15 protein-coding genes are annotated in these 20066 nt (G+C 67.5%); 4 read left to right on the plus strand and 11 right to left on the minus strand.

The genetic code is table 11. From position 1 onward, the window contains the following. Positions 1-7 precede the first annotated feature (7 nt). From AC0662_RS11975 to AC0662_RS12005, 7 genes are read right to left on the minus strand one after another with little or no spacing between them, the layout of a single operon-like run. Positions 8-2725: a glycosyl hydrolase family 28-related protein gene (locus AC0662_RS11975; RefSeq protein WP_478300272.1), complete on the minus strand. Its 2718-nt coding sequence runs from the start codon at positions 2723-2725 to the stop codon at positions 8-10. A 53-nt stretch (positions 2726-2778) separates the two neighbouring features. Then, positions 2779-3600: an NAD-dependent epimerase/dehydratase family protein gene (locus AC0662_RS11980; RefSeq protein ID WP_478300274.1), complete on the minus strand. Its 822-nt coding sequence runs from the start codon at positions 3598-3600 to the stop codon at positions 2779-2781. Next, complete coding sequence (locus AC0662_RS11985; RefSeq protein ID WP_478300276.1) at positions 3597-5573, minus strand: glycoside hydrolase family 31 protein; 1977 nt, start codon at positions 5571-5573, stop codon at positions 3597-3599. Before AC0662_RS11985 ends, AC0662_RS11980 begins: the two co-directional genes overlap by 4 nt. 2 nt (positions 5574-5575) lie before the next feature. Next, positions 5576-6457 (minus strand): carbohydrate ABC transporter permease, encoded by an 882-nt coding sequence (locus tag AC0662_RS11990; protein WP_478300278.1) that lies wholly within the window; start codon positions 6455-6457, stop codon positions 5576-5578. Then, the gene (locus AC0662_RS11995; RefSeq protein WP_478300280.1) at positions 6454-7404 is read right to left on the minus strand and encodes a carbohydrate ABC transporter permease; all 951 of its coding nucleotides are present in this window, start codon (positions 7402-7404) and stop codon (positions 6454-6456) included. Before AC0662_RS11995 ends, AC0662_RS11990 begins: the two co-directional genes overlap by 4 nt. Further along, the gene (locus tag AC0662_RS12000) at positions 7401-8774 is read right to left on the minus strand and encodes an extracellular solute-binding protein (protein ID WP_478300282.1); all 1374 of its coding nucleotides are present in this window, start codon (positions 8772-8774) and stop codon (positions 7401-7403) included. Before AC0662_RS12000 ends, AC0662_RS11995 begins: the two co-directional genes overlap by 4 nt. Continuing rightward, positions 8771-9787, minus strand: a complete 1017-nt coding sequence (locus AC0662_RS12005; protein WP_478300284.1) for a 2-hydroxyacid dehydrogenase — start codon at positions 9785-9787, stop codon at positions 8771-8773. Before AC0662_RS12005 ends, AC0662_RS12000 begins: the two co-directional genes overlap by 4 nt. A 201-nt stretch (positions 9788-9988) precedes the next feature. Between AC0662_RS12005 and AC0662_RS12010 the strand changes: the two genes are divergently transcribed. Continuing rightward, a complete protein-coding gene (locus AC0662_RS12010; protein ID WP_478300286.1) occupies positions 9989-10696 on the plus strand; it encodes a FadR/GntR family transcriptional regulator in 708 nt (235 codons plus the stop codon). Positions 10697-10703: 7 nt separating this feature from the next. Further along, complete coding sequence (locus AC0662_RS12015; RefSeq protein ID WP_478300288.1) at positions 10704-11228, plus strand: hypothetical protein; 525 nt, start codon at positions 10704-10706, stop codon at positions 11226-11228. A 39-nt stretch (positions 11229-11267) separates the two neighbouring features. On the opposite strand, the gene AC0662_RS12020 is transcribed toward AC0662_RS12015, so the two are convergent. Beyond that, the gene (locus tag AC0662_RS12020; protein WP_478300290.1) at positions 11268-11780 is read right to left on the minus strand and encodes a peptidoglycan-binding domain-containing protein; all 513 of its coding nucleotides are present in this window, start codon (positions 11778-11780) and stop codon (positions 11268-11270) included. A gap of 226 nt (positions 11781-12006) precedes the next feature. On the opposite strand from AC0662_RS12020, the gene AC0662_RS12025 reads away from it, so the two are divergent. Beyond that, positions 12007-15396 carry an NACHT domain-containing protein gene (locus AC0662_RS12025; protein WP_478300292.1) on the plus strand — a complete coding sequence of 1130 codons (3390 nt, stop codon included), beginning with the start codon at positions 12007-12009 and terminating at the stop codon, positions 15394-15396. A 27-nt stretch (positions 15397-15423) separates the two neighbouring features. On the opposite strand, the gene AC0662_RS12030 is transcribed toward AC0662_RS12025, so the two are convergent. From AC0662_RS12030 to AC0662_RS12040, 3 genes are all read right to left on the minus strand, one after another. Continuing rightward, entirely contained in the window at positions 15424-16416 is a 993-nt protein-coding gene (locus AC0662_RS12030) for a glycosyltransferase (protein ID WP_478300294.1), read from the minus strand. Then, positions 16409-17056, minus strand: a complete 648-nt coding sequence (locus AC0662_RS12035) for a hypothetical protein (protein ID WP_478300296.1) — start codon at positions 17054-17056, stop codon at positions 16409-16411. The genes AC0662_RS12030 and AC0662_RS12035 overlap by 8 nt, the downstream gene beginning before the upstream one ends. 718 nt (positions 17057-17774) lie before the next feature. Beyond that, positions 17775-18383, minus strand: a complete 609-nt coding sequence (locus tag AC0662_RS12040) for a dihydrofolate reductase family protein (protein WP_478300298.1) — start codon at positions 18381-18383, stop codon at positions 17775-17777. Between the two features lie 249 nt (positions 18384-18632). Here AC0662_RS12040 and AC0662_RS12045 point away from each other — a divergent pair, with 249 nt between their 5' ends. Beyond that, positions 18633-19994 (plus strand): AfsR/SARP family transcriptional regulator, encoded by a 1362-nt coding sequence (locus tag AC0662_RS12045; RefSeq protein ID WP_478300300.1) that lies wholly within the window; start codon positions 18633-18635, stop codon positions 19992-19994. The last annotated feature ends 72 nt before the right edge of the window (positions 19995-20066 follow it).

The following is a 20066-nucleotide window of genomic DNA, read 5'->3' on the forward strand; positions in this document are numbered from 1 at the left end:
CGGGTTGTCAGGCGACGGTGAGATGGGTGATCGCGGCCTGCTGCTCGGCGGTCATCAGCACGTTGCTTCCGGCAATGGCCGAGTAGGTGTTGCCGCTGATGGTGAGCGTGTCGAGCTCCGACAGGTAGCGGACGAGTTGTCCGCTGGTCCAGTGCACCCGGGTGACCGGGCATTCACCGCCGACCCAGATGCCGGAGTACGGCGCGGTGTCGATCGTGTTGCCGGTGACAGTCACCGTGGATCCGTCGGTCGCGCCGGCGCCTTCGCGGATACTGTGGATCCCGATCGCGCCGGGCGTGTAGCAGAGCGGGCCGACACAGGCGTTGGTCACCGTGTTGCCGGTGATGTCGACGCTGTAGATCGGGAAGGCGGGGTTGCGTCCGACGAGGTAGATGCCGGACTGGGCGGTGTTGCTGATCTGGTTGTTGCTGATCGTCACGTTGGCGCCGCTGCTGACGCTGATGCCGCCGCTTTCGGCAGTCCCGTTGACGGTGTTGTCGTGGATGCGGACGTACTGCGACTCGCGGTAGATGACGCCGTTCCAGCCGAGGTGGATCCCGGCGTCGCGGCTGCCGGTCGCGGTACAGCCGTACAGCTCGACCTGGCGGCTCGCCTCGATCTGGAGGCCGTGGTTGTTGGCGTCCTGGCTGGTGACGTTGTTGATGAGGATCTTGCGACTGGAGTCGACCAGCAGGTTCGATCCGCCGGAGCCGGCCAGGGTCGTGTTCGTGATCGAGCAAAGTTGTGCACCGGAGAAGTTCAGCAGCGCGCGGCAGTGCCGCAACGACGGCTTGTTGTCCGGCTTCAGGCTGAGCTTGACCCCGTCGACCGAGCTGTTGGTGCAGTTCACGAACCGGATGCCGTGGTGGTCCGCGCTGGTGAAGATCAGCTCGGAGCCGGCGCCCTGCCCCTTGATGAAGATCTTGTTCTTGTCGAGGATCCCGAAGTGGTGCTGGATCTTGGTGTACGGGTAGTTCGCTCGCGCAGCGACCGGGTTGATCAGGTACTGGCCGGAGGGGATCCAGAGGATGCCGCCGTCGGCCGGGTCGGCGTACAGCGCGTCGAGGGCGGCGTAGAAGGCAGGCCCGTCGTCGTGTACGCCGTCACCCACGGCGCCGTAGTCGCGGACGTTGAAGGAACTGAGGCCGGTCGTCGACGGGATGAACGGTTCATCCCAGGCCGTCTCGTTCCCCGCCGAGCGGATCGCGCTGTAGGTGTCGACGAAGGCCGGCTGCGTGTTGACCACGCTGTACCCCGTGAAGGCCGGGCTCACCGAGCCTCCGGTGTCGGTCTGGGGCGCGGCGGTCAGGTTGTTGTTGCTGCCGGAGGCATTGGTGACGGTGCCTCCGATCGAGATCGACGGACCGCCGTTGCCGAGGACGTTGTTGTCGTGGATGCTCAGGCTGTTGATGGTCGAGGTAGGGCGCATCCGGATGCCCGCGCTGCCGGCCCGGCTCATCGTGTTGCCGCCGATATCGATGGCGGTCGCGGTGATGGTGCGCCAGCCGTCGATTCCGAGTGTCACGTCGTACTGCTCGGAGCCGACGAAGGTGTTGTTCGAGATCTGCAGGTCGTCGACCAGGTCGTGGACCGAGATCGCGCCGTGGAAGCCGGAGAGTCCGGTACGTGACCGGTTGTCGGAGCGCATCTCGAAGTTGCTGCGGACCAGCGTGTTCCCGCTGACGACGGCGCCACGGAGTACGGCGTTCGGCCGGTTGGCGATGTCGGTCTGGTCGATGTCGCTGAAGATCCCGGACGCGGTGGCCGTCTCGACCCAGTTGTCGATCAGCGAGTGGTTCGTGCCGCCGATCGTGAGGCCACGGCCGCCGGCGACGCCGATGGTCGTGTTGGACTGGAACAGGACGTTGCTGAACGCGGCGCTGTCAGGATTGGTCCCGGTGTTCATGAAGTTCGCGAAGCCGTCGTCGGTAATGTTCTCGGCCCAGTTGTAGGCGGCGACCGAATCGTTGGCGTCACCAAGGTTGAAAGCGTCGGACGCGCTGTTCCGGATCACACTGTCGACGATGTAGCAGTTGGTGCCGTCCGGCATGATGATGCCGGGCTGACAGTGATCGACACTGACCCGCAGGATCTGCACCGCGGTCGGTCGGCGGCAGAGCAGCGCGGTCCCGGTGATGCAGTGCCTGGTCATGACGTACGGCGTCCACTGGAACGCGAGGTCCCGGACCGAGACGTTGTTCGCGTCGTCGAACTCCCAGGCTTGGCCGGCGTCGCGGACGTTGGCCGTGGTGCCGTTGGAGGGCAGGGCGTCGCGCTGGAAGACGAGCACCGAGGCATCGCCTTCCCCGACGAAGTGGATGTTGTTGAGCTTCGCGACTCCGCCACGGATCCACCAGCTGGTGGCGCCGGCCGCCGGAGCCGGGAACACGTAGCGGCCCGGCGGCACGTAGACGATGCCGCCGGCCGTTCCGAGGGCGGCGATCGCGGCGTTGAAGGCGGCGACCGTGCTGGACGCGTGCGTGCCGTCGGCGTACGCGCCGTGATCGGTGACGGACTCGACGGCCATCGACGCGTACTGGATCTGGGTCATGCCGGACAGACCGGTGCGGTTGTAGAACGAGCTCGGCAGGTTCGACACGATGCCGTTCTGCAGGTTGCCGATCGGGGTCTCGGCGCGGGCAGTGCCTCGGCCGAGGACCGTGAAGCCCGCGGCAGCGAGTGCGGTGGTGCTGAGGAACGTACGGCGGCTCATCGAAGAGGGCATGGCGGTACTCCCTGACGGGTGAATGAGCTGAGGCGGGTACGGCGTGATCGAGGTCAGGCGGACGTGGCCGCGGCGATGTGTCGGTAGCGCGGTGTCCAACCGAGGAGGGATCTCGCGTTGGCGCAGTTCACGAGGCTGGTGCGCGCGGCAGAATCGGATCCGCGCCAGGGGATGTGGTGGTAGTCCTCGGTGAGGACGGAGTCGAGCTGGTGGCCGCCCCAGAGGTCGTCTGCGGCGAGCAAGGCGGTGTGGAATCCGGTGAGATCCGCTGTGAGAGCACTCCGGACAGCGCGTACGACGTCCCGGACGTCGACGTAGGCGTAGAGGTCGGCAGCACCCGGACCGGAGCTGCCCGTTGGATGGCTGACATACGTGGGACGCAGGCTGAGGACGGTGGCCTCGTGACGGTCGGCGAACTGCCGGCACGCCTCCTCGGACAGATGCTTCGACAGCTGGTACGGCGAGATCGGTGTGTGCGGGTGGTCGTCGTCGATCGGGAGATAGGCCGGTGTGCCGGGGCCGACGCAGCCGAGTGCGTTGATGCTCGAGAGGTGGACGATCCGCCGGACTCCGGCGCGGGCGGCCGCGAGCAGGAGAGTGCACGTGCCGGCGACGTTGACGTCGTACGTGTCGTACTCATGACCCTTCCGGTCGCTCGCAATCCCGCCACAGTGGACGATCGCGTCGACGCCGTACAGGGCCGCGGTCATGGCCTGCAGATCCCGGACGTCTCCGACCAGCTGCTGGTACGGCGCTGACGTGACGACCGGTGCGACATCGAGAGCTGTGACCGTTGCCCCGGCCTGGTGGACGTCCTGGCACACCGCCGAGCCGATGGCTCCCCGTCCACCGGTGACGACGACGTGGCCGGTCATCGAGCGACCTTTCTGAGGGTCTCGGCCAGGTCCGAGCCTTCGCGAAGGAAGAAGCAGGCCTCGTTCAGCGGAACGTCGACGGTGAGCCACTGGCCGCCGGAGTGCACGGTCGAGGTCCGGGGATCGATCCACTTGGTGGCGGCCGGCAACCAGACCTGACGCGTGCGGGCGCCGTACTCGAGGACTGGTGCGGCGAGCAGGTCTGTTCCGCACAGGAACTGGTCCGCGATGTCCCAGGACTGCTCCTGCTCGGGGAAGTCGAGGAACAGCGGCCGCATCACCGGCTGACCTGCCGCGGTCGCGGTCGCCATCTGGGCGCTCAGGTAGGGCCGCAGGGCTTCGCGCAGGTGCAGGATCGGGACGATCGCGTCGTACACCTCCGCGCCGAACGACCAGACCTCGTTCGGTGCCCCGCGCAACAACTCTCCGGGAAGATCCGGCCGGCGGTGACCGTGCAACCGGAACAGCGGGGTGAAGACCTGGAACTGGAACCAGCGGATGATGAGCTCGCGCAGCTCGGGGTCGTCGTTTCCCACCCAGGTGACGAATCCGCCGATGTCCGCGCTCCACCAGGGCATACCGCTGAGCCCGGCGTTGAGGCCGGCCGGTACTGCGGCGCGGAGCGCGGCGAAGCTGGCGTCGATGTCTCCGGCCCAGATCGCTGCACCGTACTTCGCAGTGCCTGCCCAGGCTGAGCGGCTCAACAGCAGTCCTTCGGTCTCACCGGCCGCGGTGAGACCCTCATGGAACGTCTGCGCGTTCCAGTGCGGGTAGAGGCCGGCGACGGCGGCTCCCGGGCCCGCGTGGTATCGCCATTGTGCGGGATCAGGTGCGACGAGCTCGGGTTCGCAGGCGTCGAGCCAGAACGCTCGGATGCCCAGGTCGTGGTACCCGGTCCGGACCTGGTCCCAGACGAAGCGCCGTGCTTCGGGGTTGCTCGGATCGTAGTAGTGCAGGAAGGCGGGACCCTCGGTTCCGACGTCGACGAACCTCGACCCGATCGACAGCTGATCGCTCCGCAGCAGCAGGCCGTTCGCCGCCATCGTCGCGAAGTTCGGGCTCTGCTCGTTGACCGTGGGCCAGATCGACACCATGACTTCCACACCGAGTTCCCGGAGCTCGGCGACCATGCCGGCCGGATCCGGCCAGCGCTCCTCGTCGAACCTCCAGTCGCCGTGATGCTTCCAGTGCAGGAAGTCGATGACGATCGCCGACAGCGGCAGGCCGCGGCCCAGATGCTCGTGGACGACGTCCATCAGTTCCTGCCGGTTGTCGTAGCGCAGCCTCGACTGCCAGAAGCCGGTGGCCCAGTCCGGGTACGGCGGGGCGTGACCAGTCAGGTCGACGTACCGGCCGAGGACGTCGCCGGTCGTTTCGCCGCGAACGATCCAGTAGTCGAGTTCGAGTGCTGCGTCCGCGATCCAGCGGGTGTGGTTGTGGCCCAGCTCGACGCGGCCGGCGCCGGGGTTGTTCCAGAGCACGCCGTACCCGCGGTTCGAGACCAGGAACGGGATCGCGATCTCGGCGTTCTGCTGTACCAGGTCGATCACGCAGCCCTTCTGATCGAGCCGGCCGTGGCGGTGCTGGCCCAGCCCGTAGAAGCGCTCGCCGTCGTACGCCTCGAACGTCGCGGTGATCTTCTGCAGGTCGCCGCCGGCGACCGGGCGCAGGTGTCGCGGTGGGACGCTCTGCAGCCACTGTTCCCGTTCGCGGAGGACCTCGGCACCTGTTGCGGAGTCCAGGAAGGTAATGGTCCCGCGCCGATCCACCGCCGCGCGGAGACGACCGTTGGTGATGGTGGCGCTGCCGTCGACCGATCGCTCGACGACCGGGGTACCACCGGGACTGACCAGCTCGAGTGCGCCGGGCTTGTCGCCGGTCGCGAAACCGCTACGAACCCGCAAGGCATCCGGCCCCCAGGCCTCGATCCGGGTCAGCTGGCCGTCGACGCGGATCTCGAGTACGTCGTTCATCGTCAGCCCTTCAGTCCGCTGAACCCGATACCGCGGACCACCTGGCGCTGGAAGATGATGAAGGCCAGCAACGGCGGCAGCGTGGAGATCAGCATTCCGGCGATCAGCATCGCCTGGTCGGAGTACGTCGCGAGCCGGGGCAGCGCCACCGACAGCGGTTGTTTGGTCGGATCGGTCATGGCGACGAGCGGCCAGAGGAAGTTCTTCCACTCCGCCATCAGGGAGAGCAGCGCGACGACGGCGAGCATCGGCCGCGACATCGGGAGCACCAGGCTCCAGAAGATCCGGATCGGCCCGGCGCCGTCGACCTGGGCGGCGTCGAAGAGTTCGTGCGGGAGTGCGTCGAAGAACTGCTTGGCGACGAGGATGTTGAAGGCGTGGGCCCCGGCAGGCAGCCAGATCGCGAGCGGCGTGTTGGCGATCGACACGCCGAGCCCGGGGAGGTGGATCACGGTCAGGTAGAGCGCGACCAGCGACACCGTCCCCGGGATGAACAGGGTCGCCAGGATGGCGCCGTACACGAACCTGCTGAACCTCGGCCGGAGAACCGAGAGCGCGAAGCCCGCGGTGGTCGCGACGAAGACCTGCGTCGCGCAGGAGCCGGCGGCGTACACGACCGAGTTGAGGAGGTAGTGACCGACTTCCAGCTCGTTCCAGGCGTGTGACAGGTTGCTCCACCTGAACGCGGCCGGCCAGGCCTTCATCGGGTGCCCGATCAGGTCCTGGGTGTCGGACACAGCGCCTTTGAACAACCACCAGATCGGTACGAGCCCGGCCGCGGCGACGCACAGCATGAGGGCGAGCTGGGTGAGCCGGATCGACCAGCGGGTCACGGGATCGGAGCGGTCGGCGGGCGAGATGAGCCCGCGGGGGATCGTCGTCATGTCTTGCTCCATCGCCTAGTCAGCCGCAGGTAGACCGCGGACAGCACAGCCAGAACCAACGCCAGGAGAACACTCAGGGCGGCTGCCGAACCGAAGTCCCCGCTGACGAACGCGTTGCGGTAGATGAGGTAGAGGACGGTGACGGTGGAGTTCTCCGGCCCGCCGTCGGTCATCACGAACGGCTCGGTGAAGATCTGCAGGGTGCCGATGATCTGCAGCAACAGCAGAACGAGCATGAGTCCGCGTAGTTGGGGAAGCGTGACGTGCCAGACGCGGCGGCGGATCGATGCGCCGTCGACCTCGGCGGCCTCGTAGAGCTCGGTCGGAACCGACGAGAGCGCGGCGAGGTACAACAGCACGGTTCCGCCGGCGGACTCCCACACGATCAGCAGGACCAGGCTCGGCAGGGCCCCGCCGCTGGTCTGCAACCAGGGCAGCGGACCGATGCCGATGACGCCGAGGGCGGCGTTGAACAGACCGTGGTCCGGGTCGTAGAAAAACTTCCACAGCAGCACCGACACGACCGGCGGGATGACGACGGGCAGATAGACCAGCACCCGGAACAGGCCACCGAGCCGGCGCAGCTCGGACATCGCCAGCGCCAGGACGACCGGGAGCGGGAAGCCGATCGCGACCGCGAGTACGCCGAACTTGATCGTGTTCACGACCGCTGTCGCCAGCAGTGGATCGTCGAGGACGTGCCGGAAGTTCTCCAGCCCGACCCAGGCCGCGGGGTCCACCAGGTTCGTCTGCTGGAAGCTGAGCGCGAGGCCCCGGAGGATCGGCCACCAGGAGAAGTAGCCGAAGGAGAGCAGCGCCGGCAGGAGGAACACCAGGCCCCACCAGCCGAACCGGTTCGCGCGCCGCTTGGCTGGGCGAGGCCGGCCGCCCGAGGACCGCGGGTCCGCGGTCTCGGGCGCCGAACCTTGCAGCGTGGTCAGCGTCATCGCTGCCCTTGTTCGACGATGGCCTGCGAGTCCTTCTGCGCCTTACCGAGCACGGCCGCGGGGTCGGCGTCCTGCCGGGTGAGGACGGCCTGGACGGCGGTGTCGAGGGCGGCGTACAGGAGCTGGGCCGCGACCGGTGGCTCCGGCTTGTAGCTGAGGGCGGCGGTCCCGGTCACGAACGGCCGGAAGTTCTTCGCATCCACGGTGACGTAGGGCTTGATCGCTGTCGAGATCTGCTGCTGGACCGAGGCGTTGAACAAGGCAACGGTCGGTACTCCGACGGGGATGCCGGAGGCCTTGTTCGACTTTGCCCGGGCCACGGCCGCGTCGGCGTCGTACTGCGGGCGCAGGTAGTAGAAGTCGGTCCACTTCATGATCGCGGCCTTCTGAGCGGCGGTCGCGCGCGGGTTGGCCATCACGACCTGGCCACCGACCAGCGTGGCGTTACCGCCGTCCTGCGGGTACGCCGCGGCGCCGAACGCCTTCGGGTCGCCCTTGTACTGGTTGATGTAGCTCGCGTAATAGCCCGGATCCGCGACAATCATCGCGAACTTCCCCGCGGCGAACCCGCTGTTGACGTCGTCGTACCCGAGCAACTGGTTGTTGCCCATCGACTTGTCCTGCCAGCGCATCTGCTTCAGCAGACCGAGCTGCGCCTGCGCCTGCGGGTTGTCGACGGTGGCGGCGAACTTCCCGCCCTGGTCGGTCTCCATCGCGCCGCCGCGTGAGTACGTCGCGGCCGTGAGATGCCAGCCGCCGTTGTTCTTCACGGTCATCTCGGCGAATCCGACGACGCCGGTCCGCTCGGTGATCTGCTTCGCGTCGGCGCGCAGCTCGGCCCAGGTGGTCGGGGGCTTGTCGGGATCCAGGCCGGCCTTCGCGAAGAGGGTCCGGTTGTAGGCGAGTCCGAGGGCGTACTGACTGGTCGGGATCCCGAACAGCTTGCCACCGGAGTCCTTGACGTTCTGCAGGATCCTGGGGTCGAACTCGGAGTACTTGGGCAGGTCCTTGGCCGCGTCGGTGAGATCCGAGACCTGACGCCGGGCGATCAGACCGGCCGGCTCGGTCAGCGGGACGAGCAGCATCGTCGGCGCGGTGCCACCGGCGATCTGGGTCACGTACGACGTGGCGTCGAAGGCGGCGTCGGTGGTCTCGATCTTGATCGACGGGTTCTCCTTCTCGAACGCCGCGATCTGATCGAGGTAGGTCTTGCGGGCCTCGGCCTTGGTCGTCGGGGGGATGCCCATGACCTTGATCGTGGTGACGCTGTCGGTGCTGGACGCGGTTTGCGATGAGCAGGCCGCGACGACCGATGCGGTCAGGGCTACCGCGATCGCGCACGCCGCGACGCGGGTTGGCCTTCGGGTCATCGGATTCCTCCTGTGGTACGGGTAACTGGAGCTTGGGTCTCGAGTGGGCTGCGGAAGACGACGTTGCGCAGGGGATCGCCGTCGCGGAGCGCGCGGATGTTCGCCCCGACATCGAGCATCCGGCGCTGGAACACATCAGTGGTGACACCGGAGGTATGCGGGGTCATCACGACATTCGGCAGGTCGCCGAACGGAAACCGGGACGGCTGGGCTTCCGCGCCGGCGGTGGGGTACTGCCACCACACATCGAGGGCAGCCCCGGCGATCCGTCCGTCGGCGAGTGCTTGGTAGAGCGCGGCCTCGTCCACGATCGGCCCGCGGGCGACGTTGATCAGGAACGCGGACCGCTTCATGCGACCGAGCAAGGATGCGTCGAGAAGATTCGTGGTCTCGCTCGACAACGGCACGGTGACGACGACCACGTCGCTCTCGCTCAGCAAGTCGCCGATGTCGTGCGGCCCGCCCAGCCAGTCCACCGAGGTGGCACCTGCCGTCGGACGGCGCCGAGTCGCGAGAACCCGCATGCCCAACGCCTTGGACAGCTGGGCGACGTGGCTCCCGATCTCGCCGTACCCGATCAGGCCGATGGTCTTTCCGGCGAGAGTTTGGTGCACCGGCGCGGAGGCGTCGTTGAAGACCGACAGCCAGTGGCCGGTGCGCAGAGCGCGATCCTCGACGAGCAATCGCCGCCACAACGCGAGCATTGCCATTACGCAGTACTCCGCGATCGCCCGGCCGTGGTGGAACGTGTTCGCGACGACAACACCTGGGCCGAGGCTGTCCAGAGCGATGCCTTCGTACCCGGCACCTGCGACCTGGACCAGACGAAGTGCAGGCGCCTGCTCGGCCAGCGCGGCAGGAAGCTTCGACCCGACGAACACGTCGGCCTGACCGAGCCAGCCGTGCCAGTCGTCACCGCTGCGGGCGCACTTGAGAACCGCCCCCGGGCCGATCTCGGCCGCCAGCTGTCCGGCGAGCCGGACCTGCATCGGATCGACCACCACGACCTGCATGCTGACTCCCCTGTGACTCGCCTCACGATCGAATAAGCAGATTAAACTGAGTGAACGCGCAGCTGTCAACGGCTCGAAACGCAGGTATCGGGCGAGTCGGCCCCGTGGTGGGATAAGGTCTAGTCTGACTATTGGACCTACTTCTGGGAGTTGCCGATGCGCGGACGAGATGTGGCGCACCCAGGTCGACATCACGATCGGGTGGTTGAGGAGGTCGGGCGCGCCATCGTGACGGGCCGCTACCAGGAGGGCGAGTCCGTGCCGCCGGAGCGGCTGGCGGAGGAGTTCGGGGTGTCCCGGCCGGTGATCCGCGAGGCATTCCGCGCTCTGCAAGGCAAGGGACTGCTGATCGCCAGGCCGAAGGTCGGCACCCGGGTGTCCGACCCGCGGACCTGGAACTATCTCGACCCGCAGATCATCACCTGGCGCCTCGAGAGCGACCGGCGTACCGAGCAGGTCGACGAGCTGTACTCCGTCCGGCTCGCGGTCGAGCCGGTCGCGGCGCGGATGGCCGCACTGCGGTCGAAACCCGCGGATCTGGCCCAACTGACCCGCGCGATCGACACCATGTACGCCGCCCTGGACCAGCGCGACCTGCACACCTTCGTCTCCGCCGACGTCAACTTCCACGTCGCGCTGCTCGACCTGTCGGGTAGCAAGATGTTCGAATGCCTCAGCAGCGTGATCGCCACCGCGGTCCGCACCCGGGAGACACTCGTGTTCCCGGTCGTCGAGGCGATGCGCCGAGGTCTCGAACTCCATCGGCAACTCGTGCAGGACATCATGACCGGCGCACCCGAGCTGGAGACAACGTCCCGCCGGCTCATCGTCGACGCCCACGACGAAGCCAACCGAGCACTCGGCGTCTGGGGCTCCGGCGCCGACGACCAGGTCTCGACGCGGCGGTAACCGAACTGTGCCGCAGTCCGGATACGCGATTTTTCTCAACGGCGGGTATGGGGTTGGGAAGTCGTCCACGCTCGAGCATGTGGGGGACTTACTGGCGGCGGAGAGGCCGTTCAGTCTGATGGATGTTGACTGGTTCCATCGGTCGTGGCCGCCGGCTGAGCAGGACAATGCTCTTGTCGAGGCTCGGAACATTGCCGCGGTTTGGAAGTGCTACCGCTCGGTGGGACCGCGGCAGCTGGTGATGTCCGGGGTGATCAGCACGGCTGCTGATCGAGATCGGTATGCGGCCGCGGTCGAGAGCCAGGTTCGGATGGTTCGGCTGACCGCGCAGCCCGACGTCGTCAGGCGACGACTGCGGGGCAGGTACGGCGCCAGTCAGAAGTCAGCGTTGGATTGGCATCTGGAGCGCTGCGATGAGATAGCCGCCCGCCTGCAGGCCGCGGACCTGGACGAACTGGTCATCGACACCAGCACGCTCGACCCGCAGCAAGTAGCCGAACGCACGCTACGACACTTCGGACTTCTGGAGTGACCTTCGGTGTCTTCGTAGGTCGAACTCGCCATCATGGGGTCAGCGGCAGGTGCGGGTGTTGTAGGACGCCGATTTCCAGCCGGTGCCGAAGCTGAACTGGTAGTTGCCGGCGGTGCTGCGGCGGACCTTGATGGCGTGCTTGGTGCCGGAGTAGATGCCGTTGGACCAGCCGGCGGTGTCGACGGTGTGGGAGACGCCGCCGGCGGCTGCCCAGCTCTTGCGGCCCGCGGAGCCGTCGGGAGAGAGGCCGTTATCGCGCTGGAATGCTCGGGTGGCGGCTGCGGTCCGGTCGCCGAAGATGCCGTCGATCTGGCTCTTCGGCAGATAGCCGTTGGTCCAGAGGATCGCTTGCCACAGGCAAGTGGCGTTCGACGACCGGTGGACGGCGACACTCACCACGCCCTCGTCGCGCCAGTCGTCGTACATAATGCCGGCGCCGGCCACGTAGGCGCGGCCGGTGTAGCTGCCGTTGGCGTGCGCCGGAGCTGCCGCCAGCAATCCGCCGAACAGTGCGGAAATCCCTGCCACGGTGGCGAAAACGCGCGTCTTCACTGATCCTCCAGAAAGATGTCATCGAGCCGCTGAACGCGTGGTGACGTTATCCGCCGGCCCTGACACGACGCTGCCCGTACCGCGCCCGTACTGCAAGGCCGGACCACGTTGCCCGAGGCAACATAAACCTCGGTTGAATTCCCTGAAGAAGGTCATTCGTCGGTGCTTGTGGAAGGCAATCAGGCGCTCCTCGAAACCAGCAAAAACTGGGATGTACTGCGTTCTGATGATTTCGAGTCTCCGGCGTGCACTAATGGTGGAGAAATTATTTTGCGGACAAAAGGTGTCACTTAAGCGGTTTTATGCAGTACCGTCTGCAATTGCAGGGGTGGAGCTGTTTTGGGGGCGCCGAATGGTGAACAATGCCGACCGGCCAGGGGACTTCGGGGACGGCGGGATCGTGGCGAGGGTCGTTCCGATCCTGATCGCTTTCGGGCCGCCGGTGGCTGTCAGCGGCTGGTTGTGGTCCAAGGTCCAGCAGAATCCGGTGGTCAGCGTCGTCGTTCTGATGGGCTATTGGTTCCTGGTCGCGGTCGTACGGTTCGTGTTCCGGGTCAGCCGTGAGGTCGGGGATTTGTGGATTCCCCGGACCGCCGCGGCCGTCGACCGGAGGGTGAGTGCGTTCCTGAAGAGCTACCGCGCGCGCTATCTGAGCCAGTTGCTCGCCAGCGTGCGTGATGTCGAATTGCTCGGCATGGCCACCCAGGGAGAGTTCTCCCTCCAGCTCCGGCATGTGTATGTCGACGTCAGCCTCGCGCCGTCACCGTTGCAGACGACGACGCACACGCCGTTCGTCGGAGCCGAGATTCCGGCCGGTGAACGCCGGTCGCTGGACTCGTTCCTGGACAGCCGCGAGCCGAGGGTCTTCGCGGTGATCGGTGGCCCCGGTTCGGGTAAGACGACGCTCTTGCGCCGGACCGCGATCACACTGGGAGAGCGGCGCCGGCACAAACGCGGGCTGCCGGTGATCCTCTACCTGCGCGACCACGTCCAGGAGATCATCCGCGATCCCGGGGTGTCGATTCCCGAACTGATCGCGAGCGTTACCTGGCTGAAAGGTACGGTCACGGCGGACTGGTTCGAGCGCGGCCTGACGAAAGGCCGCTGTGTCGTCATGCTGGACGGTTTGGACGAGCTCGCGGTCGAGGAGCAGCGCCAGTTGACGTCCACCTGGGTGCAGGACCAGGTCGCGCGCTATCCGGCCAACCATTTCATCCTGACGTCGCGGCCGCATGGCTATCACTCGAATCCGGTCCGCGGCGCCGACGTACTGCAGGTGCGGCGGTTCACCAGCGACCAGATCTTCAAGTTCGTGCACGGCTGGTACTACGCCATCGAGTGCCGCAGTACCGGCGAGACCGGCGAGCGGACCCGTGCGATCGCGAAGGATCATGCCGCCGACCTGCTCCGTCGTATGCGTCTGCAGCCGGCGCTGTACGACCTGGCGGCCAACCCGATGCTGCTGACGATGATCGCCAACGTCCACAAGTACCGCGGCGCGCTGCCTGGCAGCCGGTCGGCGTTGTACGGCGAGATGTGCGATCTGCTGCTGCACCGGCGGCAGGAGGCGAAGAACCTGTCCGCGGGATCACGACTGAAGGCCGAACAGCGGGCCAAGGTGGTGCGCAAGTTGGCGCTGGCAATGATGACCCGCGAGGTCCGCGACGTGACGCGGGAGTCCGCGAGTGACATCGTCGGGCCGACGCTGGCGAGGATCCCGCGGGCTGCCACGGCCGAGGTGTTCCTTGACGAGCTCACCACGAGTGGTCTGTTCGTCGAACGCGAGGTCGGGATGTACGCGTTCGCGCACCAGACCTTGCAGGAGTACCTCGCGGCCGCGGAGATCCATGATCATCCCGAGGCGAACGCCCTGGCGACGATGGTGGACATCGCGTGGTGGCGCGAGACGATCCTGCTGTGGGCGGCGAACGCGGACGCGTCGCCCGTTGTCGAGGCGTGCCTGAAGTCAGGCACGGTCGGCGCCCTGGCGCTGGGCTTCGACTGTGCCGACGAAGCCCGCGAGGTCGACGTGGACCTCGTCGAACGCCTGGATGCGCTGCTGGATTCGGATCCGCCGACATCCGACACCGTGGCACGCGACGCGCATCGCCGGCTGATGGCCGCGGTTCGCGCGTCGCGAAGCCTTCGCAACACAGTGACCCTCAGCAATGGCTCCGTGGCGTGCGCGCAGCCTTTCCCGCAGTCGCTGTATCGCCTGTACCTCGACCTGTCGGGCGACCCGGGCAGTTTGGTTCGCAAGCCTGCGAAGGACGACAACGCGGAGGCGGTCGGGGTCTCGGCCGCTGAGGTCGAGAAAGTCGTCACGTGGGTCAACGGCCTGTTCGACGACGGCACCGCCTACCGGCTGCCGGTACGCCGCGAGCTCGCCGATCAGATCACCGGCGTCATCGTCGACCTGACCCGCCGGACGGTGTGGTACGCCGAGGACCCGCTCGCGGTCACGCCGGCGGGAGCCGATCCGCTGCCCGCGGTCCGCACCTGGCAGCGGTACGCCGGGCCACGGCTGTTCGTGCCACCAGGGGTCTCGCATCCGTACGTCGCGAGCGCCGACCTGCTCGCGGAGACCATCCGGCACGATCTGCGTTCCGTCGTCGGTGCGCTGCCTTACGTCCTCAGCCTTGCTGTCGAGCGGGATCTGGAGCGGGCCCGGACCCACGACTTCAAGGCGACCCTCGATCGGCTCGACCTGCTGAACCACAGCATGACGCCGGCTCTCGTCAAGGACGCGATCCACATTGATCGGGCGCTTGCGCGCAGTCGTGGCGGAGATCTGTCGCAGGATCGCGACCTGCACCGGCGGCTCGAGCGCCTCAGGGATCTGGCCGGCGGTCTAGCGGCGGTCACGGATTTCCCTGTCCCGCCCGTGCTGGTCCGCGAGTTCCGGCGTACCCTCCGTCGCGGGCGAGCCGTCGACGAAGCGATCAGTCAGGCACTCGACATCGTCCTGACGCACTCGTTGATGTCCGACGACGTCGCCATGCTTGTCCAGGAACTACAGGACCCGGCGACGTTGCCCACCACCGCGCCGGCGGGGCGAACCGTGTTGCAATGGGCCCCACCACGCATTCATCGCGATCAGTTCGAGCTCGCGGTCGTGGCGCTCAGCGTGCTGCTGTCGCTCTGGGAACCGCACAAGACGAAATACCGCCACGGGCAGGGGTGGCTGCAGTTCGAGCGGTTCCTTGTCGACCTGCTCTCGGCGTCGAGCGAGATGACACCGGCCATTCCCGACGAGGTCGAAGCTGTCCTGCGCCGGCTCCAGCCGTTGTTGCTCAATGCAACCTGGAGCAGCGGGTCGACGTTCGCGGGAGCCGACTCGGGCCGCGACGAGCAGTGCTGGCGGATCCTGGCCCGGCGGATCGCGGTCGTGTCCGCGTCGATGATCGCCGCGACGGTCCAGCATCCCGGCGCGCCGTACAGCAGCCTCCCGGCGATCCGGCTCGGTCTGCTCGCGGCCGCCTGTGTCGCGGACCGATTCACCGACGTCGCGATCGCCCAAAGCCTTCGCGGACTGCACAGCAGCCTTACCTGCCTCGACGCCCGCCTCGACGACCCCAGCCTGCCGTCGGAGGTCTTGCTCCTCATGCGCGCGTGAATGCGGGCGTGAACGGGCCCCAGGCAACTACATCCGCGTCCGCTCCCTGAACGCGCGCCACTTGGTCTCCGGCAGCTCCGGCGGGCCGGGGAGGAGCTTGTGGACGATGGTCGCGTTCGGGGTCCAGGCGGCGTCGGGCAGTTGACCGAGTACGTCGGCGTACACCGACCGGATCACTTCGGCCTGGGCCGACCAGGAGAAACGGTGCAGCAGATCGGGGTCGTCGGCGATGCGCTTGGCGATGCGGTCGCGGTCGGCGAGGACCGTCAACACCGCCTGGACGAAGGACTCGACATCACCGGCGGTGTAGACCGCGCCGAGATCGAGCTCGGTCACGAGGTCGGCCTGCGCCGGGGTGTCGCTGGTGATGATGGGCAGGCCCGCGGCGATGTACTCGCAGAACTTGTTCGTCACCGCGATGTCGTGGTTGGGCGCGTGCAACAGCGGACTGAGACCGATGCTCGCCGACCGCAGGCACAGCGGTACGACCTCGGCGGCGACGAACGGCGCCAGGTGCACGCGATCGCTGACGCCCAGCTCGGCGGCGCGAGCCTGCAACTCGGCGGTGACGGAGTTGGCGCGTGCGACGATCGCGAGGTGGACCTCGGGAAGGTGCGGCAGCGCCTCAACGACCGTCCCGACGCCGCGGGCGCGGTTGACACCGCCGCCGTACACCAGGAGCGGGACGTCCTCGGTGAGCTGCAGTTGTTCGCGGAGCGTCTTGACGTCGGCGTCCGCCGGCGGCTCGACCGGTGCGTTGAGTACGACGTCGGGCAGCTTGGTCAGCTTGTGGTCGCGCTGCAGCCAGTGCGCCAGCGGTTCGGACACCGTGATGACGCGATCGGCGTCGCGAATGAACTCGCGCTCGAGATCGGTGTACGCCGCGACTCGGCGCGGGGCTACCACTGGTACGCCGGGGATGTACTCGTGCGCGTCGTAGATGATCTTGATGGTGCGCCCGTCCAGCGCCGCCCGGTGCGCCGCGCGCGCCGCGATGCCGAGCATGAACACGTCATGCACGTGGATGACCTCGATCAAGAGCCGGTCGAGCAAACGGGCCCAGCGTCAGCTCCTGGTCGACCAGCTCCGGCATCACCCGCCGCCAGCGGCCGGACGGCAGGTAGCGGTAGAGGGCGAGCAAGCGCTGGCGCCGCTTGCCGATGCCGAGGTCGTTGAGGTCGACGGCCCGCTCGGCCCGCCGAGCGAAGTACATGCGGGCCTGCAGTACGGCGCGGTGCAGCCGGAGCGAACGCCAACGCGCGGCTCGTTCCAGCCGGCCGAAGACGGATCGCCGCAGTGTCTCGAGAACAGGGCGCCCGGGCGCGCTGCCGGTGCGTTCGCGGTCGCGCCGGTCGCGGCCGCGATCCCCGCGGAGTTCGCGGCTCGCGTACTGCCAACGCCCGTACGCGAGCATGTACTCGCTCTCGGTCCGGAACCACGGATTGAGGTTCACCTTGACGTTCGCCCACCGCTTGCGCCACCCGGTCAGCAGCACCCGCGACGGGATCATCGGACACAACACCTGCACCTTGCCGAACTGCCGGACGCCCCTGAGCCTGCGTCCGGGGATGCCGATGCACGTGACGTCGAGATCCCAGTTCGCCACCGTCTGCGCGTACTTCAGTACCCGCGCGTCGCTGACGATGTCGTTGCCGGCCATCATCACGACCTTCGACCGCGCGGGTGGAATTGCGCTCGAGCAGTTCGACGGTCTCGTCGTCGAGGTCGGGGAACGGTGACCAGGGCTCGGTTTCGGCATGCCGGCTGGGGATGCGGACATCGGAGCCGTGGGCAATGAGTCCGACCTGCAAGCCCTTGGTGAGCAGGTGCGGGATCTCGTACGACCCGTCCGGTCCGTGCAGCGGTCCGAAGATCGGTCGAGCCGCCTCGAGCAGCACGTGCGTGTAGTTGCTCACGACTTGGTTGTAGAAGTTCAGCCGCCACCGGGCGTTCCGGCGGTACGTGCGCGCCGGTACGCCGTAATCGACCGGGTAGTCGAGGACTCCTCTGAAGAACGCGAACGCGGTCGCCTTCGTCGTCGGCACCCGCTTCTCCAGCGCGCGGGCCCAACGGGTTCCCTGACCCGCGAAGTTGGCGGGTCCGACGAGCAGCCGCACGGGCGCGTCGAGCCGTTGCGGCAGGCCGTCTGTGTTCCGATCCACGTGTTTGTCCCCCCACGGACTCACAAGGCTGCTCAGCCCTTTCCCGAACGTGGGCAGGGCTGAGTCATCTCTGGACTGCGTCATGTCCGGAGGGCAGGGACGCGTTCTCAGACCCCCCGATCTGAGCACCGTTCAGCAGATTTCCTGCGCGCTGGTTTGCGCACTATACCGGAATGATCTGACGGCTGGTCCAACAAATTGCAGCTTTTGACATCGTCATCCGGCCGAGACGTACTGCGGCCGGCCGGCGGGGCGGTAGGTCTGCAGGGTGATGCCCTTGGGGAAGGCACGCGACTCGATCAGGTCGAGCGCGAGGTCCGGGCCGTCGGCCGGGAACAGGTGGGTGCCCTGACCGACGACGACCGGCATCACGAGCAGGGTCAGCTCGTCGACGAGGTCGTTTGCGAGGAGCCAGCGGACGAGAGCGCCGCTTCCGTGCACCTGCAGTTCGCCGTCCGAGCTGCTCTTGAGGTCGCGGAGTTCTCCGGCGACGTCGCCGGACAGGACCGTTGTCTTTGGCCAGCTGCCCGCGGTGAGTGTGGTGGATGCGACGTACTTCGGTTTGGTGTTGAAGGAGTCGGCGATCGGGCCGCTGCCCGGCTCCATCACGCCCCAGAACTGCGCGAACATCTCGTACGTCCGGCGCCCGAACAGGAACCCGTCGGCGCGCAGGCAGAGGTCGTTGACCCACGCCGTGGCCTCGTCGTCGAACGGCGGCAGCGCCCACCCGTCCCGCTCGAACCCGGCGTCGCGGTCCGCCTGCGACGGCCCGTTGCCCTGCATCACCCCGTCGACCGAGACCTGCGTAATCGTCGTCAGCTTCATCGCCCGGCTCCCTTCCGTTGTCCCAGCGTGCCGCGCAGCTCTTTCAAAGAGCTTTCACAGCCGCCCGCGGGTGTCCATGGCTGACCCTCCGGCTCGGTTTGATGGGTGGCGACACTTGGTGTTGGGTAATTACCTTCAGTAGCGGAACATAGGCAGCGGGTGTCGGAACCGGCTTGCGGGTCGTTGCGTCGGAGTGATTCGGTGAAACGGCCCTGCTGGGCAGTGAGCGCGTGTGGAGGTGGTGCGGCGGTGTTGTTCCGGGTGCTGGGGCCGGTGGAGATCGATGGCACCGATGCGGTGAGCTATATCCGAGCCGACAAGCCCCGGGCGTTGCTCGCGCTCCTGTTGGTCAAGGCGAACACCTGGGTGGCCGTCGGCGAGATGATCGACGCGGTCTGGGCCGGGCAGACACCTCCGGTGTCGGCCGAGCGCAACATCGGCACGTACATCTGGCAGCTCCGCAAAACGCTCCCACCGCTCGGTGAGCAGGGGCAGCGGATCGAGAGCCGCTCCAAGGCCTACCGGATCCGGGTGGAGCGCGGTGAGCTCGACTCCGACCGGATGCAGGCGCTGCTGGCTGCCGGCGACGACGCACTGGCCGCAGGTGACTCGGGTACGGCGCTGACGTACCTGGAGTCGGCGCAGTCGCTCTGGCGAGGTACGCCGTACGAGGGGCTGGTCACTGATGGGCATCAGCCCGAGGTGGCGCGGCTGGCGGAGCTGCACTGGTCGGTGCGCGAGCGACTGGCGGACGCACTGCTCGGTACGGCGAGATTCGCCGACGCGATCGCCCTGTCCAAGAGCCTCACCACCGAGGACCCGCTGCGCGAGAAGAACTGGGCGCGGCTCGTGATGGCGTACCGGGACGCGGGACGTCGCGCCGACGCGCTGGCGGCGTACCAGAAGGCCCGGACTGCTCTCGTGGACGAGTTGGGGACCGAGCCGGGGCCGGAGCTCCGCGCGTTGCAGCAGGAGCTGCTGACCGACCCACCGGAGGAGCCTGCGCAACCGGTGCCCGCCCAGCCGGAGCCCAGTGGGCCTGATGCGTACGTGCAGATGGTGCTGGAGGCCTCTGCCGCGCTGGCCGGCCCGCATGCGGCCGAAGCGCGCGACTGGTTCGCCGGTCGGCACGCTGAGTTCACCACTGCGATCACGCACCTGCTGGCGGCCGACGACGTGTCCAATGCGTGGCTGCTGACCAGTGCGGTTCACCAGTACCTCGAGACCGGTGGCGACATCCCGGGCTGGGATCCGCTGGTCGCTGAGGTCGCGGCCGCGACCCGTGCCGACAAGGACTGGTACGGCGAGCTCATCACGCGCAACATCCTCGGGATCGCGCAGACCCGCTCGGGCCGAATCCACGAAGCGCGTTCGGCGTTCACCGCGGCCCTGAGCATCGCTTCGGTGCACAACGACCGGGACGCCGAGGGCACGGTGCTGGTCAACCTCGCGCTGGCCGAGGCGAGCGGCGGTGCCCGCCAGCAGGCCGCGGAGTACCTGCGGCGCGCGCTCCGGCTGCTGCCCGGGACGGCGACCGCCCAGGAGGCCCGCCAGACGCTCGCCGAGCTCGGCGAACCGGAGGACCCGGCGAGCGCCTCGGTCGCCTCGTGACGGCCCGGCAACGACCGCTTCCGGACGACTCGTGGCCGGATGTATCGCCGCTGTACCGCAGCTGGACAGTCG

The sequence above is a fragment of the Kribbella sp. NPDC043289 genome (genome assembly GCF_056436705.1).